Source organism: Dyadobacter sp. CY312 (assembly GCF_021390535.1).
In the GTDB taxonomy this organism is placed as follows: domain Bacteria; phylum Bacteroidota; class Bacteroidia; order Cytophagales; family Spirosomataceae; genus Dyadobacter.
The window spans coordinates 118,817-143,548 of record NZ_JAJUXG010000014.1; the positions used below are offsets into that span (position 1 = coordinate 118,817).

Genomic DNA, 24,732 nt, shown 5'->3' on the forward strand with positions numbered 1-24,732 from the left:
TGCTTTAGGTTCTCACAGGTAAAGCCATTATCAATAATTGAAGTCAGCTCGAAGTAGACGGGCTTTGTCTCACTACCTATAGTTATTGCATAAAAGATATCATTGCCTTTGACAATCAATTCCAGGTTATCTGTAAAAATGACCTCTTTGCCTTTAGAGGATCCTGATTTCGTTTCTGCAAAATTGCAGCAGGAATAAAAAGCGGAAGTAGCCTAAACGCCTTTTGATGTAGCCAAAAGAAATATGATCTACCTGAGCTGCCTATTGTCTTAATTATCAAGGTCGGACACCTTCGGTTATTTGTCTTGAACTGGGTTTTGAATCCTTGCCCATTTTTTCTGTTTCTTCAAAAAGAGTTTGAGATAATGCCGGCTTCGCTTAAAATGAAGAATAAGCACAAATTGGTAACTTTGCTCAATGATGACCGTTTGAAACCATGCCTATTAACACATTTCCCGAAAATCTGAGTCAGAACAAAAGGCTCTCGATACGTATCGTTTCTCCGGAATTCGGGCATGTATCGCCAGCGTTGGCGGATCAATACGGTTCTTCTCAACGGCTGCCTTATTATTTCTTTCTCTTCGTGATGCACGGGAACAGTCAGGAGGTTATCGACGGGGAAACGATCGAAGTAAACAAACATGAGCTTTTTTTTGCGTTACCTCACCAGCTTAGGCAACTACCTGTAACTGTCCATACCGCAGACTATTATAAATTGGGATTTGACGATGAATGCCTTTCGCGATTGCCGCGAAAGTTCCCCTTTCTTCTCAACCCTTTGAACCAGCAAAAAATCAGTTTCCCGCCCGATGCTGCACTTAGAGTTTGGAATACGTTCAAGATTTTGAATGACCTGCTACGTACTGCTGATAATGATCCGGAACTGATCCTGGCTTACCTGAACAGCCTGCTTACAGAAATAAACTCCGCTTATTTTGTATTGCATAAAAAGCATACGCCAGAAGGTCTTGATAAGTTTTTAGGATTCAAGCTGTTTGTAGAAGATAATCTTACCGAGCAACCTGCCATAACGGAGATAGCAGAGAAGCTTGCTTTAAGCACTGATCGTTTATATAAGATTGTAAAACAGCATTCCGGCGTTTCACCAAAAGAATTCATTACAGACCGCTTGATCATCGAGGCAAGGCGTAGAATGTATAATAACCAAAGCACATCTGTAAAGGAGCTGGCATATGAGCTCGGCTTTAATGATCCTGGTTATTTTTCGCGTTTGTTCAAAAAGGTAACCGGTAAAACGATAGCCGGCTTTTATCAGGATTTGTCCTTATAAAAGCGTTTTTTGTCCGGTCCTTACTGAAATATTAGCCACACCTTTGTCTAAAATAAATTATTTATGGACAGACAATTTGGTAAAATATTGGTAACCGGGGCAACCGGATTAGTTGGGTCAAGGCTTTTGCCTCGCCTTGTTGAAGCGGGGTATAATTGCTTTGCACTGGTACGTGGCAAAGATGTTGCGGCCGGAGTAGCGGCTATAGAAGGGGACTTGTTTGACCCGGCAACGCTGGAAGAAGCGGTAAAAGATGCAAAAGCGATCATTCACCTGGCAGCCGTGTTCCGGTCACCGGACGCGAACCTGATCTGGAAAAGTAACCTGGAGGGTACGCGCAACCTCATTAATGCTGCAAAAAGCAACGCCCCAGATGCCCGCTTCATTTTTGCAAGCACCAGCCATGTTTATGATATGAACAATCCGCACCCCGGCCAGGAGGACGATGTGCTTAACCCGCAACATGCCTATCCGGCAAGTAAAGTTGCTGCGGAAAAGGATTTACGTGAAAGCGGATTGAACTGGTCAGCTCTTCGCTTCCCATTTGTATATGGCGATGGCGACGGACATCTCGAAGATCTGCCAAAACACGTTACCGCTGCTAACTTTCATCCGGCTATGCGGATGAGCACCATTCACCATCGCGACATATACATTGCTGTCATGATGGCTTTGCAAGGGATCATGGACGGACGGGTGGTCAACATCGCAGATGAGGCCCCAACGACACTATATGAGCTATTGCAGCTTGTTGGCAAACCGATGGCTTCATTCGCAGAGCCGTTGATGAACCCCTGGTATCTCCACGCTGATACCTCGCTAGCCCGCAGTTTAGGCTTTCAGCCATCAGTGAGAACCGTCTATCAGGCAGTGCAGGAAAACCTGCTCTGATAACTTACTCGATTTGTCCGGCTCACTTCATTTTTACCATATGGTAATTGAGGGGTTTGTGCTGTACACTATCTTTACATGATGGAAGCGCTCATAAATCTTATCCTGCAATTTGGTGATCTGAACAAACAGCAGATCGAGTTTTTGCTGAGCAAAGTTGAAATGCTCGAATTGAAAAAAGACGACTACCTGTCAGAAGCCGGGAAAGTGCCCCGGTATGTGGCGTTCGTGTTGGAAGGCGTGTTTCGCTTTTGCTATTATAACAACAGGGGCGAAGAAATCACCAATTATTTTGTGGACGAAGGCAATTTTGTAGTAGATAATCAAAAATTTGAATCGCAGATTATGGCCTCCGAATATGTACAGGCCGTTACCGACTGCAAGGTACTGGTTTTTAATAAAAAGAGCTGGGACGAGATATCCAACACCATTGTGGGTTGGGAAATGATGAAGGCCAACATGGTAAAAAAATGCCTTACGCTGGCTATGGAACGGCGCAGTCCGCTGGTTTCAGAAGATGCCACCACGCGATATCTGTCATTCATTGAGGCGTTCCCCAACCTGGTCAACCGCATCCCGCTTTCGCATGTGGCCTCTTACCTGGGCATCACCCAGCAATCGCTGAGCCGTATACGCCGTAATATCCGTTAGCGGCGCTTTTTACCAAATGATAAAAATTTTCTTCTTGCCTTTTTCAACCTTTGCTTATTCATTTAAAACTAAAAAAGATGAGCAAAAAGATCGTATTGATAACCGGAACAAATAGTGGTTTTGGCTGGCTTTCCGCCCACAGCGTGGCCGCTTCCGGGCATCAGGTATATGCCACGATGCGCGATACAAAGGGCCGTAATGCCGATAAAGCCCAGGCCCTTGAGGCCATGGAAAACGTGACGGTTTTGGATGTTACCCTGACAGACGAGCAAAGCGTGAAGCAGGCCGTTGATGCCATTCTGACCAAGGAAGGTACTATTGATGTGCTGGTAAATAACGCCGGTTACAGCATGACCGGTGTGGCTGAGAGCTTTACCACCGCCGATGTGCATACCACTTTTGATATCAACGTTTATGCGCCCTGGAGACTGATCAAACAGGTGTTGCCCGCTATGCGTAAACAGGCCGACGGGCTGATCATTAACGTAACCAGCGGCTTTGGGCGGGTATCGTTCCCGTTTGCTACCATTTATTCTGCCTCCAAATTTGCACTGGAGGGAATAAGCGAGGGCCTGCACTACGAGGTAAAGCGGTTAGGCATTGATGTGGCCCTTGTGGAGCCTGGTGCTTTCCCTACCGAAATGCAGCAAAAGAACAACCCCGCATCGGATCAGGGTGTATTTGAAGGGTACGGCGCCATGGCCGATATACCCAACAAAATGATAGCCGCATTGGGTGGAGAGATGCAGGTTAAAAAACCTAACCCGCAGGACGTGGCCGACGCCATTGTAAAACTGATCGGCACGCCAAAGGGCACCCGGCCACTACGCACCGTGGTTGACCCCATCACCGGCCAATACATTGAAGCCGCCAATCAGGCTGTGGCCGAACAATTTGCCAAAGGATTGACTGTATTCGGCATGGGTGAGTTATTGTAAGTGGAACCCGATTTAACAGAAACGGCAGTGGCGTGGGCTACTGCCGTTTCTTATTTTGTGGCTGTTGGATCAGTTCAAACTAACGCGATATTGGAGATGAGAGATCATGCCAGAGAGCTTGTTACCGAGTTGGCGATGTAGCTCCATTGATTGCCTAATGTGGCAACCGGTCTCTAAACCTGCCGTAAACCCATGTCCCTACAACCGCACTAAGCAGTGTAACAATTACAACCATAGTACCCATCCCGATCTGTGCGAAAAGTGGTCCCGGACAAGCACCCGTCAAAGCCCAGCCCAGACCGAAAAGCAAACCTCCATAGATCTGTCCTTTGTCGAACTTCTTATCGGTAAAAGTAATCGGCTCCCCTGAAATAGTAAGGATGCCAAACCGCTTGATAAGCAGCACTGAAATCATTCCAACAACAACGGCGCTGCCAATTAGGCCATACATGTGAAAAGATTGAAGCCGGAACATTTCCTGGATCCGAAACCAGCTGATCACTTCCGCTTTCACAAAGAGAATTCCAAAAAATAGCCCGACTGCCATATATTTCAGGTTGTAGTACCATTTGTGCTGCTGTTGACTTTCATTGATGCACAGTGAATCCGTTGCACGGACGTCGTGCTCACTTGCTCCTACTAGATCTGTGATTATATGCTGCATATGCTTTTACACCTGAGTTTTTATAAAGTCCGCAAAAAGGAAATTCTGACTGGTTTGAAAAGGTGTGAGGTAGTCTGCATAAAAATGGCTTTTTACTTCAAACGAGCCTTTGAAGAAATCCGCCAACGCAGGCATATCATATTGACAAACCGGCAACCCGCTACATTTCTCCGGACCTAACATTGAAAATGTTCCCAGAATCATGTGACCATCTGCGACCGTATTTTCAACAAGGTTTTTATATTTTGTTTTTTGCTCTGCTGTCGTCAAAAAATGAAACGCGGCCCTGTCGTGCCAAATTCCATAATGCTTTTCAGGGTAAAAATCCAGAATGTCACTGACCACCCAGGTAACTTTCCCCGCTTTTCCCCCTAACCTTTTTTTTGCTCTTTCTATTGCAGTTGCCGAAATATCCAAGACAGTGATATTCGAGTAACCTTCGTCCAAAAGATAGTCTACAAGCAGGCTATCTCCTCCCCCAATGTCAATAATCGCTATATTTTTTACTGTACTGGCATTTTGAATTAGCTTTAAAGAATGCACTGGTTTCAGTTCGGTCCAGCTTACCTGATCAGATGTCTTATTTTTGTAAACATCTTCCCAATGTGTTTTAAAATGGTCGTTCATTTACTAAAGTATTAATAGTAGAGGCAATATCCAGTTAGCCATCACAAACCCGCCTACCATAAAACAGACTGTCGCCACAAGTGAAGGCCATTGCAGGGTTGAAAGCCCCATGATTGCATGTCCACTCGTACATCCGCCAGCATAACGCGCCCCAAATCCAACCAGAAAACCGCCACCCACCATCATGATCCATCCGGGAAGTGTCAGCAATTTGTCCCAGGTCACCAGATCAACCGGAATCAGCGATGAAAAATCCGTTATTCCATATACGCTTAATTCTTTTACCAATATTGGATTCAACTGCATTGGCTCTGGATTAGCCAGAAACGTTACTGCGAAAACCCCACCAAAAAAGATGCCTAATACAAAAAACAGGTTCCAAAGCTCCTTTTTCCAATCGTATTGAAAAAAAGGAATTTTCGCCGGGACGCACATGGCGCAAACATGCCGAAGCGATGAGGAAATCCCAAAGGATTTATTTCCCAGGATTAAAAGGACAGGCACTGTGAGCCCTATTAGCGGTCCGGCCACATACCATGGCCAGGGTTGTTTTATTATTTCCAGCATAATTAAAATGATCACTGTTGAATTTTTTTCTAAGCTTATCCCACCCGCCTCCATTGTAAACCTCAACTCCCGCCGCCCTGAGCATCTCCTCAGCAATGATACTGCGAACACCGCTCTGGCAGCAGGTAATCACTGGTTTTTCGCCGGCCTTAAAAAAGGCTGCTTTGGAGCCAATCATATGCAGCGGCATGTTCACGCTTCCATCGATATGACCGGATGAAAATTCCCGGGGATTGCGCACATCAACGATCAGCGCGCCGTTAGCAACAAGACTTTTAAAATCTGTTTTGTTATTTCCGAATAATACCGAAATAATTCCCATGATCTTGATTTACAAAAGTGTACTCGGACAAACATAATTGCTCACGGCGAGCCCACCTGACTCTTTTATCGCCTTGAACCCTCCTTTCACATCAATTAGATTGTCGTAACCCCGGGCTTTCAAAATAGAATTAAAGATCATGGAACGGTAGCCGCCTGCACAGTGTACGAAGTATGTGATGCTTTTATCGATCTGAGCCAGGTGCTCATTGATGTAATCAAGCGGCATGTTTTCTGCACCAAGGACATGTTCCGAGTTAAATTCGCTTGCTTTACGAACGTCCAGCACGACAATGGATTGATCACTTTGTAACCAATCTTTCATCTGTTGCGCGGTTACCGATTCGGTCTGATCAACCTCTTTACCTGCTTTCATCCAGGCTTCGATGCCGCCTTTCAAATAGCCGATCGTATGGTCGTAACCCACCCGGGCAAGACGTGTTACCACTTCCTGTTCCCTACCTGGCTCCGTAATGAGCAATATTCGCTGCTTAATATCTGGCAACAAAGTCCCAACCCAGGGCGCAAAACTTCCATTGATTCCAATATTGATGGAACTGGGAATAAATCCCTTTGCAAAGATCTCGGCATCCCTGGTATCAAGCATCACTGCGTCGGTTTCATTGGCTGCTGCTTCGAATGCTTCCGGATCCAACGCATTGTTTCCGCGTTCAATTACCATATCAATACTTTCGTACCCCCTCATATTCATCAGCACATTTTCAGGGAAATAAGCCGGAGGCGGCATCAGCCCATTGGTAACTTCTTTCACAAATTCCTCCTTACTCATATCCGCCCTCAGCGCATAATTGAACATCTTCTGGTTACCCAAAGTATCGGTCGTTTCCCTGCTCATACTTTTTCCACAGGCACTTCCAGCCCCGTGTGCGGGATACACAATAATATCATCAGCCAAAGGCATAATTTTATCACGCAAAGAATCAAAAAGATGTTCAGCCAGTTTTTGCTGCGTCAGTTCAGCTGATACTTTTTGCGCCAGGTCAGGCCGTCCCACATCACCAATAAACAAGGTGTCACCTGTAAAGATCCCTACCTCTCTACCCAGCTCATCTTTTAAAAGATAACAGCTGCTTTCCATGGTATGCCCCGGCGTGTGAAGGACTGTAAATGTGACATCGCCCACTTTTAAAACCTGACCATCCTCTGCTATAAGCGCATCAAAGTCAGGCTTGGCAGTTGGTCCAAACACGATCTGGGCACCCGTTTTTTCAGCAAGGTCAATGTGGCCTGATACAAAGTCTGCGTGAAAATGTGTTTCGAGCACATACTTGATTTTGGCACCGTCTTTTTCAGCCCGGTTGATATAGGGCTCAACTTCGCGAAGCGGATCAATTATCACGGCCTCGCCATTACTCTCTATATAATACGCGCCCTGTGCAAGGCAGCCGGTGTAAATTTGCTGGATTTTCATTCTGTTGATTATTAATGTTTTTTGTTCTTCTTAAAACTTAACTATACAAAGTTGGTGATGTTCTGGCAGGCGGTCAGTGATATTTGTCACTTATCGGAAAAGAGTTAACGCATTAAAAAAGACATTCCGATTAACTCTTTTGAGATGATGTAAATCCCCATGAACAGTACAAACCACCCAAAGCCTTTTTTTAGATAAGCAGCATTTACCCTTTTGGCAACCGCGCCTCCGATCAGGATCCCGACCATGGCAATGGCTGTAATTTTTAGCAGAAATAGCCAGTCAATCACAAAATGACCCAGATCGCCTGCAAAGCCGATCAGCGAATTCAGTGCGATGATCAGAAGCGATGTACCAACTGCTTCTCTCATAGGCATTCCTAATATCAATACCAGAGTAGGAATCAAAAGAAAACCTCCGCCTGCTCCCAAAATACCAGTAGTGAGTCCGATGCCTATGCCGCTTAGTAACATTTTGATTATGTTTGCTTTCAGATCACATTCCAAGCATCCGGGCTTTGTTTCCTTGCTTCTGATCATCCCCACCGATGCGGCTACCATTAACACGGCGAAAAGAAGCATCGTCAGTAAAGGTTCTGTAATCTGAAATCCGGCAATTTTAAATAGATCCTTTGGGATTAACGGAATCAGAAATTTACGTGTTAAAAAGACTGTCGTGATCGATGTGCTGCCAAAGAGCAAAGCCATTTTAATTTTGACCGAACCTTTCCTGTAATTATGATAAGCGCCGACAAGACTGGTTGAACCGACAATAAAAAGAGAATAGGATGTTGAAACCAAAGGACTGATCCCGAACAGATATACCAGCACGGGAACTGTCAGGATCGACCCGCCGCCGCCGATCAAACCAAGTGAAATCCCTATAAATACCGAGGCGACGTATGCAATGATTTCCATGTTTGTATCAATTGTGATACAAAATTCAGCGTTATTAAAATCCAGGAAAGTGATAAAAGTCACAGATGGAAAACATTGTTTTTTAAAACTTTACCAAAAACCTAACTCTGAGCGGCTCCAATTGACATAAGGAACCTTCAGGATCAGGTTTGATTTATAAACTTTAACCTTGGCTTACTAATTTAGCTCATGATGACTGAAAGTATTTCGTATTACCTCGACCACGTTTTTTCCGATTTTGAGCCCGAATTAAAACAGCAACTGGCAAAGGATTGCATCCTGAAAGATATACCTGCCGGGGAGGTAATTATGCGGACAGGACAGTTTATTAAACATACCCTGCTGATCGGTAGCGGCAGGGTAAAACTTTACCGTCAGGGCGACGATGGAGAAGAAGCTTTCATTTATAATCTCGAACCAGGCAGCGCATGTGCACTGTCGATGATCTGTAATACCCAACAGGAAGCTAGTGAGATCATGGCCAAAACCGTTGAAGAGACCGTTGCGATCATGATACCGATTCAGCTAATGGACGAGCTGATGCAGAAATACAAAAGCTGGTATCATTTCGTGATTGCCAACTACCGGGCCCGTTTTGAAGAACTGTTGGTCGTATTTGACAACGTCGTTTTTAAAGGTATGGACGAAAGACTGGAATTCTATCTGAAAAACCAGTTTGAAAATCGAAAAACTAACATGCTGACTATCACACACCAGGAAATTGGAAATGACCTGAATACTTCCCGGGAGGTCGTATCAAGATTGCTAAAAAAAATGGAGCAGAATAAAAAGATCAAGCTCCTAAGAAATAGTATCCAGTGGCTTTCCTGAATTAAATCAAAAAACCTTTACTGGAATTAAACACTCTGGATCAGATACACAATCAGTACGATACTAATCAGCAAGATAACGCCTGTTAAAATGCTAGTAAGAACAGTAGACGGCTGATAAGTGCCTTTTCTTAGCTGCTGATCCGTTTTTCGGTACTGCCAGAAAGAAAACAGGATCGTCAACACACCCATGGCTACCAGTATAATCCCGATGACCGCAGAATAACCATGCGAAGGTGTCCTCAGTTTCTCGCCTAGTACCACACCGATTTGTTTAACAAACAAAGAAAATTTGACCACCACAAAGCCAAATGCCATAATTCCGATACCGGTCCTTATCCACGCCAGATAAGTTCTTTCATTGGCCAGATGATCATTGGGCTTAAAGGGAGAATTGTGGTTTGTATTTTCATCCATAAAACAAAGATAACTCTGATTTTAACTTTAAGTCAGGAAAGCGACAAAGTTGGCAACAGGATTCAAACCATGGGCCAGGAATATTTCCCGCAGTGGCAAGTCGTATCATTGGCTGAAATACATCTTCAAAATACCGATTTTCTGGTCAATCGCTTTCAGCGTTACCAGATTCATTTCAAAATCAACACAGAGTATAATAGGTTTTTAGTGAAAATCCAGGTTATGACTTTATTAATATGCCTTTCTGAGATGGTCAGATCATACCGTTTTTGATAAGATTCCAAATATTCCAGTACTTCATTTTGGAAGGAAGATTTTGGCATCATCCATCCTGGCAACGAGCTATGCGGTGCCGGTGAAAATAAAGTTAAAGTATCCCAGACGTGCTGCCACGCTCCACCGCCTTACATCTGGTCATCCAAAATAATGTATTTCAGATTCGCCCGGCGAAGAAAGTACCCGCAAAGCACTCTGCCCGCCACCAATAATAATCAGATCATATATTTCCATGGTGCGCAACAGTGGGATCAGCTTTATAGTATTTATCCCGCAGCCAAAACGCAACGTTGACCAGAGCAATCAAAGCCGGTACTTCTACCAGCGGACCGATCACACCAACAAAAGCTTGTCCGGAATTGATACCAAAAACACCGATTGCCACCGCAATCGCCAGCTCAAAATTATTACCGGAAGCGGTAAAGGCTATGGACGCGTTTTGAGAATAATCAGCTCCCTGCGCTTTTGCCACAAAAAAGCTGACCAGAAACATAATAACAAAGTAAATAACAAGCGGAATGGCGATCAGAAGCACATCGCCCGGCAACTGAACAATGAGCTCGCCTTTCAGCGAAAACATCAGAACAATTGTTGACAGCAACGCAATCAGTGTGAGTGGTGAAATAAATGGGATAAATTTTTGCTCATACCACTGCTCGCCTTTCAGTGCTGTCAGTCCAATGCGGCTCAGCACGCCGGCAGCAAATGGAATGCCCAGGTAAATACCAACACTAACTGCAATTTCAACAATGGTTATATTTACATCCAAACCTTTCAAACCGACCAACGGAGGCAAAATGGTTATAAAAAAGTAGGCGTAAAAACTGTAAAGCAATACCTGAAAGACACTGTTTAACGCCACCAGACCGGCAGCATATTCCCGGCTTCCTTCCGCAAGTTCATTCCAAACAAGCACCATGGCAATACAGCGGGCGAGACCAATCAGTATCAACCCTATCATATATTCAGGGTGATTTGGCAGAAAAATAATGGCGAGCACAAACATCAGCACCGGCCCTATAATCCAGTTCAGAATCAGCGAAACGGTCATCACTCTGGTGTTGCGAAACACCTCACCCATTTTGTTATATTTCACCTTGGCAAGCGGCGGGTACATCATTAAAATAAGTCCGATGGCCAGCGGAATATTCGTTGTTCCACTTGAAAAAGTATTGATATAGGATGGCACAGAAGGCACAAAATTACCGAGCCCTACTCCTATGCCCATAGCCATGAAAATCCATAATGTTAAATAGCGATCCAGAAAACTGAGTTTCTTTCGGTTGGCCGCAGGGGCACCGGAACGCCGGGAGGTATTTGATGCAGACATAAGTATTAGCTGTTAGCGGATAGTCTTTGGCCCTTGGACTGGCCGCTCTCCGGAGTTTTTCATAAATCGGTTTTAATAAATAAGCCGCCAGATATCAGATTCATTTGACATTTGTATTTACAAAACCCTCACAGTATTCCCGGATCATTTCTCTTACAGCCCGGAACTCCGTTTTCACCTCTTCGTCGCTACCGGTTGCTTTGGCGGGATCTGGAAAATTATAATGGAATTTCTTTGCATTGGTGGGGAAATACGGACAACGCTCTTTGGCATTGTCGCACACGGTGATCACAAAATCGAAGTCGATGTTGGTGTATTCTTCAACATGATTAGATGTATGACCAGAAATATCAATCCCATCTTCGGCCATGATCGTTATCGCTTTCGGATTGACGCCATGCGTTTCAACCCCAGCACTGTAAACGGCGGCTTTTTCGCCGGCAAATTTCCTAAGATAACCTTCGGCTATCTGGCTTCGGCAACTGTTGCCTGTGCAGAGCACTAGTATTTTTTTCATTTTGCTTAATCTATTCCTGTTACTTTGCTTCTTCTTTCCAAAAGGTTGACGCTCCGCCAGATCCCATTCATTTTTCCAATATTTTCACGATATCCGATCAGGCGGAAACCATTCTTCTCATGCAGTTTGATACTTGGAACATTTTCGGTAAATATGCCTGCCTGAAGTGTCCAGTAGCCTCCTTTTTCACTTTCCAGGATTAGGTGCTTTAAAAGTGAATCACCGATTTTTTGTCCCCGGAAGCAGCTACCGATGTAAACGCTCACTTCGGCTACTCCGGCGTAGACACATCTTCCGGACACCGGTGTCAAGGCCGCCCACCCGGCAATTTCACCGCTGTCTGAAAGTGCGACAAAACGGTGCCGGGTTACATGAGACTGATCCCATGCCTGCCACTCAGGTGCGCTGGTTTCAAGTGTGGCATCGCCGGTAGCTATACCTTGTTCATAAATTTCACGGACGGATGGCCAATCACCAGATTCTAAATTTCGTATCATGATCATATTTATCTGGTCAGATTATTAACAGCATCCCCCGTCTGGCGTGCAACTTTGCGTTTCTGCACCAACCACTTCAAGTACCTGTACTTGCCTAACATCAGACTGCTTTTTGCTTGAAGGTGTGCAGCATTCTTCACCCGATGGTGTCGTGCCACAGCTTTGTCCCCTGGTTAAGGCTTTGCACTGCGTAAAGTCGGCAGCCAGATTAACAGTAAATGAATCACCATCACTTATAAATTCAGAAGGGTACATTTGACGTGTATCAAACTTTGAATTGCCAAATTCTATTTTGACCACACCCAGTGGATTAAGGGGAAGCGATTTTTCTACCAGGTTAATAATGGAAAGCGCTTTACTTACTTTCATGGCACGTTCAGTCTCTGCCACCGACGGCTCCCAAAGCTGCACAATGATTTCCGTCCAGCTATTCATCACACCACCGCAATCGACAGATACAATCGGTGCCTGCTTGATTTCAGTAATGTGGTAAGATGCGTCTACATACTGACCTTCTGCATATTGGAATTGAAGTACCTTGTCAGGATTTTCAACGAGCGTATTTTTGAAAGCCTGCCAGTTCATAGGATTTAAGTTATTCATTGCTATGTTACGATTCATTAATAATAAAAAATCTTGTTCCTAAATTATTTGCAGCAAGTTACTGCAACGTCCGATTCGAAAATTTCTCCGAATATAGCCTTAGCTTCCTGCCAGACCGTTTCATTGATACAGTAACAAACCCGCGGCGGATTGATTTCTCCATGAAGAATTCCAATATTTTTCAATTCCTTCAAGTGTTGTGAGACGGTGGCCTGTGCAAGCGGCAATACTTCAACCAGATCACCACAAACGCATGATTTTTCTTTTAAAAGATGTTGAATAATCGCAATACGCGCCGGATGAGCAAGCGCCTTGGCCAAATCGGCAATACGGTTTTGCTTATCGGTAAAAACCTGTGTCTTTGTAACTCCCATACCCAAAGGTAAGAAGTATTTTTATTATCGCAATAATACGATAGACATTTAAATAAACAACTCCTATAGACTTGAAGTCTATAGGTTAAAGGAAAGAATGAAATTCTTTCGTTGCTCTTTACTCATCCAGTAAATTTAACAAAATGTGTAGCAACTGAAACGGGGTCGCCCGGCGGTCCTGCCTCCTGCAATGTAAAGATGGAGACATTTACAGAGAAAGCAGGAAAAATGCAGAGCCAGTCATTTGGCAATCTCATGATCTGTTAAATAATCTATGGGGTAAAGTCAATATAATTCAACTTTTCGAATCTGTAAAAAATTATTCCCACTTTGATCTTTTATATATTGGTTAAAAACCAACATATGGTCGCTAGGGGAAAAACAAGGAGCTCCTACGATTTTCCCTTTTTCTTTGCTGGTAATTTGAACAGTAGAACCTTTTCTAAGATCCAAAAGATAAACGGAATTTTGAGCAACATAAGCTATCTGATTGCCACCATTATTGAGATTAAATGGGTAGTCAATTGAAAAATTATTGTTGGTCAGCAGTGTTATTTTTCCCGAAGAGATATCAATTTGACCCAGTTGATTATATTCATTCTGGTCTTTAATCAGGGCGTAAAGGAATTTTCCGTCGGGGCTAGATCGTAACCAATGCCGGGTATCAGAAAGTCCTTTTTCAGAAAAAGTAATCCGTTTCTGTTGTACGCCTTGCGGTATACGGGGTCTTCCTCCCGGTTTTCCTACCGCGTTTAAATCTCTCAGAATTTTTTCAGAATCGATATGGACAACAAAAACCTCTGTAATTTGTTTACCTTCCTTATTTAAAGTGTTTCCCTGAAAAGCAATTGCATAGGGAATATGTTCTCCGGAATGAAGTGTATATCCCTTTTTTCCAATCCAACACTCATCAAATGCCTTGTTGATTTGATCAGAACCCGGTACGGGATTTCTTACTACGTCGGTAACAATAGAGGAAAACATGGTACCAGTATTGTTTCCTTGTACTGAATCAACCATAATTTGTTGCGCTACCGGAATCATGACCCCCACCACCCTCAACTCTGTATCTACCATTTCATCGTTATAGGTGAAGCTAATCAGTTGTCCGTCCCCGCTCCAGCAATGAGAATGTGTTCCGCCTCGCAGCGAGCCAGGAGTATATGGAAAACTTACATCCCTGGCATCATAGAAAAACGGACGATGCGGAAGATTGATATCGATACCGACACCAGTCCTTCTCGACATTCCGTAAGGCTTCTCAGCATTAGCATCTGACAATCCATGGATAAAAATCACTTTATCCTCCGTCGGGCTAAAAGACACTGCTCCAACACCCGGCCCGTAAATGGTCTGGTTCTGGGTTTTATAAATAATCTTTTCTTCCCCGGTCAAAACATTAACAATGCCTATCTGAGAAGTTTCTCCAATTTTTGTATCGTCATTCCTGCCATCATAAACAATCCAATGTCCGTCCTTCGAAAACACACCGTTATGGTGTAAAGTATGACCTGACGAAAAAACTGTCAGGTCATTATTTTTTTTTGATACCATACAACGATATAAGATTGACTGTGATGGCGTGCTTTTCCAAAGAGATTTTTGTTATATTTTCAATTGAATCTGCTTTTATAAAGGCCCTTTAAAAGTGGTTCCTTTTCTGTTCTTATAGGGCTATTTTCAAAACTTAGAAGGATCTACTGTTACGTGTTTTACCGATCTTCTGTCGTAGGTGTAGGTTATATGTACCTTTCCGTCAGCACTCTGGATTATGGCAGGATAGGAATATCCATGCTGGATAGGATCGTTTTCGAGGGTGGTAACCACTTTCCAGTTTTTACCGTCATCCGATATAGCCAGATTAAGAATATTTCTTCCTTTTGGCTCCGGTCCGTTTTTAGTGGAATGGTTGTACACCAGAAGATGTCTGCCGTCTTTCAAAGTAACCGCATCGGTTCCGGAATTAGGATTTGGCAACCCGGATTTTTCCAGTTTAGACCAGGTCTGTCCATTGTCTTTGGACCAGCTTGTTACCAGCACATCCTGGATAGTTCTTGCCAGAATCTGCAGATCTCCGTTTTTGTGAATCAGCACACTCGGCTGAATGGCATCATACTCCACTCCATCGTTTATCGGCGGAATAACTTTCCAGGTTTTACCATTATCCTTTGAGATCTCAAAATAAATTCTCCAGTCTCTTCCATTGGGTGTGCCCCTTCTTTCCAGACTGGTCGGAGAGATAATCGTTCCGTCTGCCAGCTGAACCGCTTTGTTCTTCACCGGACCCAGTAAATCACCTACTATTTCATCCTTGCCCATCCTTACCGGTTTTGTCCAGGTTCGTCCTTCATCTGTTGAGGTCATGTATACGCCCCACCAGTTGTCTACATCCGGCCCGACTTTATAAAACAAAAAGATAGGACCGCCCTTAGGCCGGAACAGAACAGGATTCCAAGCCGGATGCTTCACCGAATCTGTCAGAAAGCCATTGGCGACTTCCACCGGCCAACTCCACTGTCCATTTTTATAATGAGCCACACGAATACCAACATCCTTGTTTTTTTCGTGTGTGCCGGCAAAGAAAGCACACATGAGCCCCTGGCTTGTTTCAATAATAGTAGAAGCATGACACTGAGCGGTTGGCTTCTGATCCATACTATACACCAGCTCTGAACTTACTATTCCCTGTTTTCCTTTCGTAGCTAATTCGGGAATTTTAAAATCCTGTCCGAAAGAACAATTCGTAAATGAGATTAGCAATGCTATACCTGCTATCTTCCTGAAATTTAATAAACTAGTCATATTCTTAAATATTGATGGTTAATATCCCGGATTTTGCTCTATTACACGTCCATAATTTGCGTCGATCACTGATTGTGGAATCGGAAAATATTGGTGATACTCCTGAATGGAATTTCTGGTTTCTTCCAGCAGGTTATACTTTTTGACTCTCTCCACCAGTTTTCCAAGCCGTACAAGTATTCGTCTCCGTGGTTCTTCCACTGTTAACTCTCTGGCTCTTTCTTCCAAAATAAAATCGATACTTACTTTACCGGCGCTAATAACAGGTGCGTTAGCTCTTTTCCGGATTACGTTGATATCCTCTGCTGCCAGATCTGTACGCCCCAGCTTGAAGTAAGCTTCTGCCCTTAATAAATATGTTTCTGCCAATCTGAACACCACTACATCTTTTGCTGTACGGCCCGAAGTAGGATTGTTTGCCCAGGGCATACCATCTATTTTTCTAGAATATGGATATATATTCCGCATGGTGTCGTCGTAAATTACCTTAGGTTCTACCTGCTGTTTAAAATACTTAGACCGTGGATTGTTGTAATAGAACTTCCTTCTCATATTATAGGAGGAGTTTCGCATATCGTTCGGGTTTTCTTTCCATATATCATACAGGAAGTAATTGGTACCCCTTACCCTTCCCACACCTCTTCCGAGTGTATCTACTACCAGCATGGCTACCCCATCCGGGTCCGTAATTTTGCTTAGAAAAGGAGCCCAATTACGAATTTGGACGTTTCCGTTCAGGCTGCTGCCTCCTCCCTGTACATTATTTTCAAATTGCCATACCAGAATAGACTCATTATTACCAGAGGCTCTGTTTTGATTACCGTCTAAAAACAAATCTGCAAATACATCGCCCGCTTGAGTGGCTTTGGAACCGAATCTGCTGGTCATGATCTTGTAATCACCTGAAGAGATTAATTCCGAAGAAATACGTACAGCATTCTGGGCATCGCCAAGACTCAAATAAACTTCCGTAAGCAAGTGTTGGGCTGCCCCCCTGGTGAGTTTCCCGTCGAGATTACCTTCGCTGACTGCAGGCAGCCATTGAACCGCAAACTCCAGATCGCTTTTCACAAAATTCAGCACCTCTTCTTTGCTCGATTTTGTATAGTCGTTTTTCGGAGAGGTATTTATTTGGTCTACTAAAGGTACCCCTCCAAAAGAGTTTACCAGAAGATTGTAGGTATATGCCCTGAAAAACCTAGCCTCTGCCAGTACCTGATTTCTTTCTTTCTCAGTAGCCCATACATCACTGCGCAACTCTCCGTAGTGAATGAGCGTATTAGCTCTCACAATCATGGCTGTATATGCCCAGTTCCAGAGCGTATTCAGGTTATTGTTGGTGGGCGTATAGGTGGTGAGATAGTTTCTCAGACCTATGTATTCAATGCCCGCATCTGCGCCAATATCTGTGGATGCAAAATTAAGGGCAAAGTAGGTATTGTCCCCCATTGACATTTCCTCCCTGGAAGCGGCATATAGTCCGGTGAGGTACGTCCTGAAACCGTTAGGAGATACTAAAATCTGCTCGGCACTTAAATTGGACAACGGAACTTCTTTGAGGTCATCCTCACAGCCCCATAAGACTATTCCTGTTATTATGATTATTAGAATACGTTTCATATATGGATATGATTTAAAAGCTAAAATTTAATCCCACATTATAAATCCGGGGCAAGGAATACAGCTGATCCGAGGAAGTTCCGCCAATTTCAGGGTCTGTCCCCGGCCAGTCACTAAGTGTTACCAGGTTTTTTGCATTTGCAAATACACGCAGCGATTTTAACCTCACGCGTTTCAGCACAGATGGCGGTACCTGATACGAGACGGAGATATCCTGTAGACGGACAAAGTTTCTGCTCACATACCAGCCGTGCCCCTGTGGGTTGGTATAAAGAAGAGAAGGGCGGGTTTGTGAAGCGTTTTCCTGGGTCCAGTATCCCGCATCGAGCTGATTCAGTCCTCTACCGGGAGCATTCGGGCTTACAGCTGTGTTCAATAGCGGAAAGTTGCTCATCCATCCTGTCATGACATTGATGAAGGTCGAAACGGTGAAATTACCATAATAGAAGTCATTGGAAAGTCCGAATTTAAATCTTGGCTGACCGCCAGATCCTATAATCCTACGGTCACTGGCATCTATTTTTTTATCTCCATTCAGGTCTTTAAGTCTGACGTAGCCTGGACGATAGCCACTAGGAAGCTCATCACCCTGTTGATACACTCCGTCAAAAACATAATCAAAATAGGAGGTAATGGGCTGCCCGAGAAACCACCGATTGCTGATATCATCATCTTCCGCTCCGTCATTGTTCAGATCCTGACCATACAGTTTGGTAATTTTATTCTGATTATATGTAAAATTAAATCCTGTATTCCAGCTGAATTTATTGGTTTGTATATTAGTTGTATTCAGTGTGATTTCTATCCCTTTGTTCTGTACTTCACCGATGTTGGTAAGTACGTTCTGATAGCCGTTCATGGCAGGAATTGATCTTCTTACCAATAGATCTTTCGTTCGGGTGTTGTACAGTTCTACTGTACCTGAAACACGCTTGGACAGGATGCTAAAATCAATACCTAAGTTTCCCGAATAGGTGGTTTCCCAACGCAGGTTATCGTTCCCCATTATGCTTGGAAACGCTCCGATAGACATGCTACCGCCGTTTCCATACACGTACTGGGTGATGCTCGATAAACTAAGGGACTGGTATGGATCAATACCCTGATTTCCAACCGACCCATAAGAAAGTCTTAGCTTCAGGTTATCGAACAGCTTTTGATCCTGCATGAATTTTTCACTGCCCACATTCCAGCCAAGTGCTACCGACGGGAACAAGGCGTATTTATTATTGGCAGCGAATACACTGCTTCCGTCTCGCCTTGTAGTCAGGGTAACCATGTATTTTCCGCCGTAATCGTAGTTTAATCTGATCATAGATGAAACACCCTTAATCTCAAAGGCAGAAGAACTGTTGGTAAGAATGGTACCCAAACTGAGATCATTGAATCCCAGAGCATCTGCACTCAGCTGATTAGCACGGGCCAGAGTCTGCTCCTGCTGCATGTAGTTTTTGCCGAATAAAAGCGTTACATCAAAATGATGCTCATTGATGTTTCTGTTGTACTTCAAAATATTCTCCCATACCCAATCAAAACCGTTCTGGTTCAGTTTATTGGCATACGTGGTATTATTCGGCAAAAACTGATCTTGTCTGAAAAAGTTATAATTACGGTTCCACCTTATATTTGGAGAAAAATTTACTCGTAAGCTCAGACCCTGGACTTTCGGAACCACAATTTCTGTATAAAAATTACTAAGCAGGTTATTGTAAACTTCCTCGTTGGTCGTCATTAACGAATTGTACAGCGGATTTGAAGCTACCTGATCTTCCTCCACTATGTACCGGGTAGGGTCTCCATTCGGGTGAAACCACCTGCCGTAGGGACTGCTCGTATAAAGACTGCCCACTGATGCCTCTATTCCCGACATATTTCTCTGACCGTAGGTGGAGGTTAAACCCACTTTAATAGAAGAGTTCACTTCGGTTTCTAAGTTGATACGAAACGTCCGTCGCTTGAAATTATCATTAACCAGTAGGCCTGCCTCCTTTGAAAAAGAACTGGATAAGAAGTAGTTCGTCTTTGCACTCCGTCCCGCCAGATTGATATCAAAATTCAATAGGCCGGCTTTTTGAGAAACCTGATCGTAAGGATCTGTAATCACACCATTTGCATAGTTATCTGCCTCTGTACGGTACAAATATGTTGTTATTTTAGACGGATCGGCGTCCAGTCCTGTCTGTGAACGGTAGTCCAGTTTACTCTGAATATATCTTTCGGGACTGAAAGAATTGATTTTCTTTCCCCAACCATAAGAAGAAACACTTGAATTAACCGTCAATACTACGCCCTCCTTATCTGCTCTTTTGGATGTAATTAAAATTACCCCGTTGGCAGCTCTGGAGCCATATATGGAAGCTGCACTTGCATCCTTGAGTATATCCATCGATAAAATATCATTGGGGTTTATATCGCTGAGTGTTCCGCCAAAGATGATTCCGTCTAAAACAATAAGCGGTGCGTTATTTGCACTTAGCGACCGCTGTCCCCTGATTAGAATACTAGGATCCTGCCCCGGACGACCATTGTCCAGAATCTGAACACCTGCCACCCTGCCCCGCAGAGCCTGACCCGCATTCATTGACGGACTGCTTTCCTGCACAGACATATCGAGGCTGCTCACTGCACCCGTTACTTTTCGTTTTGACTGGGTTCCGTATCCCACCACCACCACTTCTTCCAGACTGGCTACGGACGGTAGCAGTTCTATGGTCAGATCATCCGAGCTCTCACTGAGCGTAAGCTCTTTATTATCGTAACCTATATAAGAGATTAATAAAACACCGGTTTTCTGCTGAACCTCCATTCTGAAGTTCCCCTTTTCATCGGTAGATATACCGCTTCCGTTAGCTGCAAGGTTCACAGTTGCTCCGGGCAAAGGCTCCCTGGTTTTGGCGTCAATTACCTTTCCGGTAATTATATTCTGTGCCTGAGTCGTTATCGAAAACAACAGCAGCAGCACTGCCAGCCTACATGTGACCAGATTTCGATTCATTGCTATTAACATTTAAGGTGAATTCGTTTTATAAAGAATTGCTTTTACCGCCTGGTGCGGGCTATATCATTCACAGGCTGTACACTTTTAAATTAATCTGCTCTGCCAGTTCCTCAAATTTTTGTAACAGCCCATCCAGGTTGTCATAATCTGCCCCGCTGCTTAATGCGCTGCCGTTGCGGCATACCTGAGTGATGCCCAAGCCCCGTTTGCCAAGAATATATTTTGCACTTGCAGGATATGTATCATGCATGACGGCCATGTTTTCAGTAAAAAACCGGCGTACTTTGTCTACGTCCTCTGAATTATCATTATAATGAGTGCACAGCCAGACAACCAATTCCGGAAAGTAGTTTCCCTGGATACAGGACAGACCCGCCGAACCGGCCTTAAGAGAATCTACGGCGTGTACCATGTAGGCATCGTATAAGGCAAAATCAGCAGCGCTTTTACCGGCTGCAATCTTAGCCCGCACGCCATCAATATCCAGGCAAGTATCTTTGTGATATCTGATTCTTCCTGTCTTAACCAGTTCTCCCAGAAAATCGGCCCTCAAAATCCTTTTATAAGGCACAGGACATTCATAAAAACCAAGCGGGATGTCACCTGTTAAGTCGAGCAGTTTTTTTACGTTGGCTTCAAAGACTTGTTCAGAATCCGATTCTCCTGCCAGCAAACCGGTAATGACGATCACACTGTCAATGCCCGTACTGTGCATTTCTTTTATAAATGAAGCCTGATTTTCCAGCGTGTCAGGAAAAGTTCCTGTGGCCACAATTGGAACCCGCCCGTTTACTTTTTCCACGATAAAAGAAACCATAGCAAGCCTCTCCTCTCTGGAAAGATCATACATTTCACTCGACAAACAGTTGGCAAAAAGTCCCCCTGCCCCCGCACTAAGGTAAAACTCAACGAGCTCCTCCAGGGCTTTATAGTCAATAGCAGCACTCTCCTGAAACGGTGTAAGCATCACAGGGACAAATTTTTTAGGTATCATCATTTTTATTTTTTTCTTAGTTTAAGAGATAAGTTACCGGCCAGAAAAATTGATAAAGTACCCACCACAATGATCATGTTGGCGTGCAGGGGATTTCTCAGATAGTCGTATTGAGGAGGTATAAGGTAGGAGAAAGTCATCCAGAGAATAACCAGGATTCCGGTTACAGTACCCGTGAGTGCATCACTATTCGTCACTTGTTTGCTGATAATACCCAGCAGAAAGAGTCCCAGCATACCTCCTGCAAATATTCCTGATAGCGTCCACCAGACATCTAAAAGGCTCTTGATACCGATCATCGCTATTCCGCATAACATACCTGCTAATCCCACCACAACCGTTGCGACGTAAAGAACTCTCAGACTGTTCTTTTCAGTTGAATCCCGATTAAAATATCGCTTGTAGATATCTTCAGTAAATACGGTTGCCGAAGCGTTCATGCCTGAACTGATCGTGCTCATCGCCGCAGACAGAATGGCTGAGACAATCAATCCTAACAAACCGGTTGGTATCATATGCACCATAAAATGCGGCATGACTTTATCGGCATAATCGGATGGTATCATACGGGCTGCCAGCAGAACAACCTGCTGATCATTTATTCCTCTTCCAAGTTGCTCGGAAGCAGCCTGAAGTTTGATGGTGTTCAACAGCACCGGATTCTGCATGTAGTAGGTATACAGACATGTCCCTATGATAAAGAACAACAGCGATACAGGAACATAAATCCATACACAGAGCCATACAGACTTGTTTGCTTCATCCGGACTGGTGGCGGTGTGATACCTTTGAACATAGTTCTGGTCCATTCCGAAATTGTTCAGATTGATAAAGAAGCCGTATAACAACACTACCCAGAAAGATGAGCCTGTCAGATCGAACCGAATGCTTCCCAGGCTAAACTTATTTTCCGATAATCCTGCTGTGAGAATATCACTGAATCCTCCCGGCACCTCTTTTACCACCAGATAAATAATAATGATCGCCCCCAAAGTCTTTAAAATACCTTGTACTACTTCGGTCCAGATTACGGCTTCAATACCACCCATCACCGTATAAATCACGATGCATATTCCCACTATCACCATAATCGTTACCAGGCTATATCCTGTAAGCGCCTGCAGGGTCAGCGAAATCCCAAAGAAAATAGACCCGATCCTGGCTAACTGAGTTAATAAAAAGCATGTAACTGCATACGTTCTCGCCCAGGTACCAAACCGTTTTTCCAGATTCGTATAGGCAGATACCTCTCCGGTACTCCGGTAAAAAGGAACAAAGTACCTGGTGGCAAACCAGGCTGCAAAAGGCATAGAAAGACTAAACACAAAGGCATTCCAGTTACCTCCGAAGGCTTTACCCGGAACACCAAGAAATGTGTTCGAGCTCAAAAACGTAGCATAAATAGAAATTCCGATCGCCCAGCCAGGGATCCGGCCTGCGGCTCTTGTAAATTGGTCAGCGGAAGTATTTCTTCGGGAAAAATACAACCCGACCAATACCATTGCTATCAGGTAAACAATAATAATGGCTAGGTCCACTAATGGTAAGTTAGTCATGTATCAATTCTTTATATCGGTGATACAGGATTTCGTACTTTTCCCGCGTGTCAGGATTGGGTATATAGGTCTTTACGATCTTTGCGGCAATTACTTTTTGGGCTTCCTGAATATTGGGATAAATGCCGGATGCAGTTGCAGCAAAAATAGCTGAACCCAATGCGCAGGTCTGCCCGCTATCTGTTACATGGACTTCTACACCCATTACGTCAGCCAAAACCTGTACAACATAAGGGGATTTGTCAGGTATTCCTCCGGTGGCAATTACATGTTCTATCGCAATACCGAAAGACTGGAAGTGCTCCATGATTGCCCTCGAACCAAATGCCGTTGCTTCAACCAGCGCCTTGAAGAAATGTCCAGCTTGCGTGGCCAGTTCGAAACCGTAAGCAGACGCCTGCAGACCAAAGTCAGCGTCGGGAGATCTTCTCCCATTATGATAATCAGTGAATACCAGATCTGATCCAGTAAGTTCTATTCGGGCAGCCTCAGCAGTTACATAGTTAAAGAACTGATCGTCCAGCTTTTGACTTAATTCAGCACCGATCTGATCGCCAATGATATCCTGAGTAGGTTTTAGTACTAACTTCTTAAACCAACTGTAAATGTCTCCAAAAGCGGATTGCCCTGCCTCCAAACCAATCATTCCCGGATCAATCGAACCATTCACCTGGCCGCAGATCCCATCCACAACCGGCAGCTGGTTTGATTCGGGCACAACCAGCATGTCGCAGGTGGACGTGCCCACGACCTTGACTAAAGTATATGGGGTAATCCCGGCCCCCACTGCTCCGTGGTGGGCGTCAAGGGCTCCAACGGTAATAATTGTCTCGGGATTGAAACCAAATTTATCAGCCAGATTGGGAGAAATGGTACCGAACACCTGATCCGATGTATATGTTTCCGTATAAAACCTGCCGTCCAGTTTATCAAACGAAGGATCTAAAGTCTTTAGAAATGTCGCGGAAGGTAAGCCTGCGAACGCTTCGTTCCACATGGCCTTATGTCCAGCGGCACAGCGGTTTCTCTTTACAGCATAGGGTGCATCGGTTCCGCACAAATAGGCTGGAATCCAATCCGACTGCTCCAGCCAGGTATATGCATTTTGTAATACACTTTTGTCTGCTCTGTTGATGTGAAGTATTTTCGACCAAAACCATTCGGATGAATAAATACCGCCGCTGTACCTGGTGTAATCCGGATTCCACTTTTTTGAGAGCGCGTTTATTTCGGCCGCCTCATTGATAGCGGTATGGTCCTTCCAGAGTACAAACATCGCATTAGGATTTTCCTCAAACTCCTTTAATAAGGACAACGGCTGACATTTATCATTTACGGCCACAGGCGTAGAACCGGTCGTACTGGAAGCAATAGCCAAAACATTTGCAGCATTTTCTGTTTCAAAGAGCTTTACGAACACCTCATCCATCGACTCAATATAATCCAGCGGATGCTGCCGGTACTGGTCTTCTTCGGGATTGCAGTATAATCCGGCGCTCCATCTTTTGAAGTAAGCTATTGCCGATGCAACCACATGTCCATTGACCGGGTTAAGCAATACCCCCCGAACCGAATCCGTGCCGAAGTCCAGGCCTATCACTAGCTTTCTTTCCATGGGC

At 44.2% G+C, this 24,732-nt stretch carries 24 protein-coding genes; 5 read left to right on the top strand and 19 right to left on the bottom strand.

Annotation, left to right across the window (positions count from 1 at the left end; genetic code table 11):
* Positions 1 to 436: 436 nt before the first annotated feature.
* The 4 genes from LZG71_RS20185 (at position 437) to LZG71_RS20200 (ending at position 3,771) form a co-directional block, all read left to right on the top strand.
* Positions 437 to 1,291, top strand: a complete 855-nt coding sequence (locus LZG71_RS20185) for a helix-turn-helix domain-containing protein (RefSeq protein WP_233823409.1) — start codon at positions 437 to 439, stop codon at positions 1,289 to 1,291.
* Positions 1,292 to 1,354: 63 nt separating this feature from the next.
* Positions 1,355 to 2,182, top strand: a complete 828-nt coding sequence (locus tag LZG71_RS20190; RefSeq protein WP_233823411.1) for an NAD(P)-dependent oxidoreductase — start codon at positions 1,355 to 1,357, stop codon at positions 2,180 to 2,182.
* Positions 2,183 to 2,260: 78 nt separating this feature from the next.
* Positions 2,261 to 2,833, top strand: coding sequence for a Crp/Fnr family transcriptional regulator (locus LZG71_RS20195; protein ID WP_310587767.1), 573 nt, complete (start codon positions 2,261 to 2,263; stop codon positions 2,831 to 2,833).
* A 77-nt stretch (positions 2,834 to 2,910) separates the two neighbouring features.
* Entirely contained in the window at positions 2,911 to 3,771 is an 861-nt protein-coding gene (locus tag LZG71_RS20200; RefSeq protein WP_233823413.1) for an SDR family oxidoreductase, read from the top strand.
* A 154-nt stretch (positions 3,772 to 3,925) separates the two neighbouring features.
* Here LZG71_RS20200 and LZG71_RS20205 read toward each other — a convergent pair whose 3' ends face one another.
* The 6 genes from LZG71_RS20205 to LZG71_RS20230 form a co-directional block, all read right to left on the bottom strand.
* Positions 3,926 to 4,435 carry a DUF6691 family protein gene (locus LZG71_RS20205; RefSeq protein WP_233823415.1) on the bottom strand — a complete coding sequence of 170 codons (510 nt, stop codon included), beginning with the start codon at positions 4,433 to 4,435 and terminating at the stop codon, positions 3,926 to 3,928.
* A 6-nt stretch (positions 4,436 to 4,441) separates the two neighbouring features.
* Positions 4,442 to 5,062, bottom strand: a complete 621-nt coding sequence (locus tag LZG71_RS20210) for a trans-aconitate 2-methyltransferase (protein WP_233823417.1) — start codon at positions 5,060 to 5,062, stop codon at positions 4,442 to 4,444.
* A gap of 3 nt (positions 5,063 to 5,065) precedes the next feature.
* Positions 5,066 to 5,629, bottom strand: a complete 564-nt coding sequence (locus LZG71_RS20215; protein WP_233823419.1) for a YeeE/YedE family protein — start codon at positions 5,627 to 5,629, stop codon at positions 5,066 to 5,068.
* On the bottom strand, positions 5,538 to 5,951 hold the full coding sequence (locus LZG71_RS20220; protein ID WP_233823421.1) for a rhodanese-like domain-containing protein: 414 nt from the start codon (positions 5,949 to 5,951) through the stop codon (positions 5,538 to 5,540). The genes LZG71_RS20215 and LZG71_RS20220 overlap by 92 nt, the downstream gene beginning before the upstream one ends.
* Positions 5,952 to 5,960: 9 nt before the next feature.
* On the bottom strand, positions 5,961 to 7,382 hold the full coding sequence (locus LZG71_RS20225) for a rhodanese-like domain-containing protein (protein WP_233823423.1): 1,422 nt from the start codon (positions 7,380 to 7,382) through the stop codon (positions 5,961 to 5,963).
* Between the two features lie 104 nt (positions 7,383 to 7,486).
* On the bottom strand, positions 7,487 to 8,299 hold the full coding sequence (locus tag LZG71_RS20230; RefSeq protein ID WP_233823425.1) for a sulfite exporter TauE/SafE family protein: 813 nt from the start codon (positions 8,297 to 8,299) through the stop codon (positions 7,487 to 7,489).
* Positions 8,300 to 8,488: 189 nt separating this feature from the next.
* Here LZG71_RS20230 and LZG71_RS20235 point away from each other — a divergent pair, with 189 nt between their 5' ends.
* Positions 8,489 to 9,130 (top strand): Crp/Fnr family transcriptional regulator, encoded by a 642-nt coding sequence (locus tag LZG71_RS20235; RefSeq protein ID WP_233823427.1) that lies wholly within the window; start codon positions 8,489 to 8,491, stop codon positions 9,128 to 9,130.
* A 26-nt stretch (positions 9,131 to 9,156) separates the two neighbouring features.
* Here LZG71_RS20235 and LZG71_RS20240 read toward each other — a convergent pair whose 3' ends face one another.
* From LZG71_RS20240 to LZG71_RS20300, 13 genes are all read right to left on the bottom strand, one after another.
* A complete protein-coding gene (locus LZG71_RS20240) occupies positions 9,157 to 9,546 on the bottom strand; it encodes a YidH family protein (protein WP_233823429.1) in 390 nt (129 codons plus the stop codon).
* Between the two features lie 496 nt (positions 9,547 to 10,042).
* On the bottom strand, positions 10,043 to 11,152 hold the full coding sequence (gene arsB, locus LZG71_RS20245; RefSeq protein ID WP_233823431.1) for an ACR3 family arsenite efflux transporter: 1,110 nt from the start codon (positions 11,150 to 11,152) through the stop codon (positions 10,043 to 10,045).
* Between the two features lie 100 nt (positions 11,153 to 11,252).
* On the bottom strand, positions 11,253 to 11,669 hold the full coding sequence (locus LZG71_RS20250; protein WP_233823433.1) for an arsenate reductase ArsC: 417 nt from the start codon (positions 11,667 to 11,669) through the stop codon (positions 11,253 to 11,255).
* A gap of 5 nt (positions 11,670 to 11,674) precedes the next feature.
* Complete coding sequence (locus LZG71_RS20255; RefSeq protein ID WP_255713135.1) at positions 11,675 to 12,166, bottom strand: GNAT family N-acetyltransferase; 492 nt, start codon at positions 12,164 to 12,166, stop codon at positions 11,675 to 11,677.
* Positions 12,167 to 12,190: 24 nt separating this feature from the next.
* Entirely contained in the window at positions 12,191 to 12,787 is a 597-nt protein-coding gene (locus LZG71_RS20260; protein ID WP_233823435.1) for a DUF6428 family protein, read from the bottom strand.
* Between the two features lie 26 nt (positions 12,788 to 12,813).
* On the bottom strand, positions 12,814 to 13,143 hold the full coding sequence (locus LZG71_RS20265) for a helix-turn-helix transcriptional regulator (RefSeq protein ID WP_233823437.1): 330 nt from the start codon (positions 13,141 to 13,143) through the stop codon (positions 12,814 to 12,816).
* Positions 13,144 to 13,428: 285 nt separating this feature from the next.
* A complete protein-coding gene (locus LZG71_RS20270) occupies positions 13,429 to 14,697 on the bottom strand; it encodes a DUF3748 domain-containing protein (protein ID WP_233823439.1) in 1,269 nt (422 codons plus the stop codon).
* 126 nt (positions 14,698 to 14,823) lie between these two features.
* Positions 14,824 to 15,945 carry an exo-alpha-sialidase gene (locus LZG71_RS20275; protein ID WP_233823440.1) on the bottom strand — a complete coding sequence of 374 codons (1,122 nt, stop codon included), beginning with the start codon at positions 15,943 to 15,945 and terminating at the stop codon, positions 14,824 to 14,826.
* An 18-nt stretch (positions 15,946 to 15,963) separates the two neighbouring features.
* Positions 15,964 to 17,565, bottom strand: coding sequence for a RagB/SusD family nutrient uptake outer membrane protein (locus tag LZG71_RS20280; RefSeq protein ID WP_233823442.1), 1,602 nt, complete (start codon positions 17,563 to 17,565; stop codon positions 15,964 to 15,966).
* Between the two features lie 13 nt (positions 17,566 to 17,578).
* Positions 17,579 to 20,560, bottom strand: a complete 2,982-nt coding sequence (locus tag LZG71_RS20285) for a SusC/RagA family TonB-linked outer membrane protein (RefSeq protein ID WP_233823443.1) — start codon at positions 20,558 to 20,560, stop codon at positions 17,579 to 17,581.
* Between the two features lie 70 nt (positions 20,561 to 20,630).
* Positions 20,631 to 21,560, bottom strand: coding sequence for a dihydrodipicolinate synthase family protein (locus tag LZG71_RS20290; protein WP_233823444.1), 930 nt, complete (start codon positions 21,558 to 21,560; stop codon positions 20,631 to 20,633).
* Positions 21,561 to 21,562: 2 nt separating this feature from the next.
* Positions 21,563 to 23,113, bottom strand: coding sequence for a sodium:solute symporter (locus LZG71_RS20295; protein WP_233823446.1), 1,551 nt, complete (start codon positions 23,111 to 23,113; stop codon positions 21,563 to 21,565).
* Positions 23,106 to 24,728, bottom strand: a complete 1,623-nt coding sequence (locus tag LZG71_RS20300; protein ID WP_233823448.1) for a ribulokinase — start codon at positions 24,726 to 24,728, stop codon at positions 23,106 to 23,108. The genes LZG71_RS20295 and LZG71_RS20300 overlap by 8 nt, the downstream gene beginning before the upstream one ends.
* Positions 24,729 to 24,732: the final 4 nt, after the last annotated feature.

Excerpts from the sequence above, each read along its gene's own strand:
- LZG71_RS20185 (WP_233823409.1), top strand. The coding sequence starts at position 437 with ATGCCTATTAACACATTTCCCGAAAATCTGAGTCAGAACAAAAGGCTC.
- LZG71_RS20190 (WP_233823411.1), top strand. The coding sequence starts at position 1,355 with ATGGACAGACAATTTGGTAAAATATTGGTAACCGGGGCAACCGGATTA.
- LZG71_RS20195 (WP_310587767.1), top strand. The coding sequence starts at position 2,261 with ATGATGGAAGCGCTCATAAATCTTATCCTGCAATTTGGTGATCTGAAC.
- LZG71_RS20200 (WP_233823413.1), top strand. The coding sequence starts at position 2,911 with ATGAGCAAAAAGATCGTATTGATAACCGGAACAAATAGTGGTTTTGGC.
- LZG71_RS20205 (WP_233823415.1), bottom strand. The coding sequence starts at position 4,435 with ATGCAGCATATAATCACAGATCTAGTAGGAGCAAGTGAGCACGACGTC.
- LZG71_RS20210 (WP_233823417.1), bottom strand. The coding sequence starts at position 5,062 with ATGAACGACCATTTTAAAACACATTGGGAAGATGTTTACAAAAATAAG.
- LZG71_RS20215 (WP_233823419.1), bottom strand. The coding sequence starts at position 5,629 with ATGCTGGAAATAATAAAACAACCCTGGCCATGGTATGTGGCCGGACCG.
- LZG71_RS20220 (WP_233823421.1), bottom strand. The coding sequence starts at position 5,951 with ATGGGAATTATTTCGGTATTATTCGGAAATAACAAAACAGATTTTAAA.
- LZG71_RS20225 (WP_233823423.1), bottom strand. The coding sequence starts at position 7,382 with ATGAAAATCCAGCAAATTTACACCGGCTGCCTTGCACAGGGCGCGTAT.
- LZG71_RS20230 (WP_233823425.1), bottom strand. The coding sequence starts at position 8,299 with ATGGAAATCATTGCATACGTCGCCTCGGTATTTATAGGGATTTCACTT.
- LZG71_RS20235 (WP_233823427.1), top strand. The coding sequence starts at position 8,489 with ATGATGACTGAAAGTATTTCGTATTACCTCGACCACGTTTTTTCCGAT.
- LZG71_RS20240 (WP_233823429.1), bottom strand. The coding sequence starts at position 9,546 with ATGGATGAAAATACAAACCACAATTCTCCCTTTAAGCCCAATGATCAT.
- arsB (WP_233823431.1), bottom strand. The coding sequence starts at position 11,152 with ATGTCTGCATCAAATACCTCCCGGCGTTCCGGTGCCCCTGCGGCCAAC.
- LZG71_RS20250 (WP_233823433.1), bottom strand. The coding sequence starts at position 11,669 with ATGAAAAAAATACTAGTGCTCTGCACAGGCAACAGTTGCCGAAGCCAG.
- LZG71_RS20255 (WP_255713135.1), bottom strand. The coding sequence starts at position 12,166 with ATGATACGAAATTTAGAATCTGGTGATTGGCCATCCGTCCGTGAAATT.
- LZG71_RS20260 (WP_233823435.1), bottom strand. The coding sequence starts at position 12,787 with ATGAATCGTAACATAGCAATGAATAACTTAAATCCTATGAACTGGCAG.
- LZG71_RS20265 (WP_233823437.1), bottom strand. The coding sequence starts at position 13,143 with ATGGGAGTTACAAAGACACAGGTTTTTACCGATAAGCAAAACCGTATT.
- LZG71_RS20270 (WP_233823439.1), bottom strand. The coding sequence starts at position 14,697 with ATGGTATCAAAAAAAAATAATGACCTGACAGTTTTTTCGTCAGGTCAT.
- LZG71_RS20275 (WP_233823440.1), bottom strand. The coding sequence starts at position 15,945 with ATGACTAGTTTATTAAATTTCAGGAAGATAGCAGGTATAGCATTGCTA.
- LZG71_RS20280 (WP_233823442.1), bottom strand. The coding sequence starts at position 17,565 with ATGAAACGTATTCTAATAATCATAATAACAGGAATAGTCTTATGGGGC.
- LZG71_RS20285 (WP_233823443.1), bottom strand. The coding sequence starts at position 20,560 with ATGAATCGAAATCTGGTCACATGTAGGCTGGCAGTGCTGCTGCTGTTG.
- LZG71_RS20290 (WP_233823444.1), bottom strand. The coding sequence starts at position 21,560 with ATGATGATACCTAAAAAATTTGTCCCTGTGATGCTTACACCGTTTCAG.
- LZG71_RS20295 (WP_233823446.1), bottom strand. The coding sequence starts at position 23,113 with ATGACTAACTTACCATTAGTGGACCTAGCCATTATTATTGTTTACCTG.
- LZG71_RS20300 (WP_233823448.1), bottom strand. The coding sequence starts at position 24,728 with ATGGAAAGAAAGCTAGTGATAGGCCTGGACTTCGGCACGGATTCGGTT.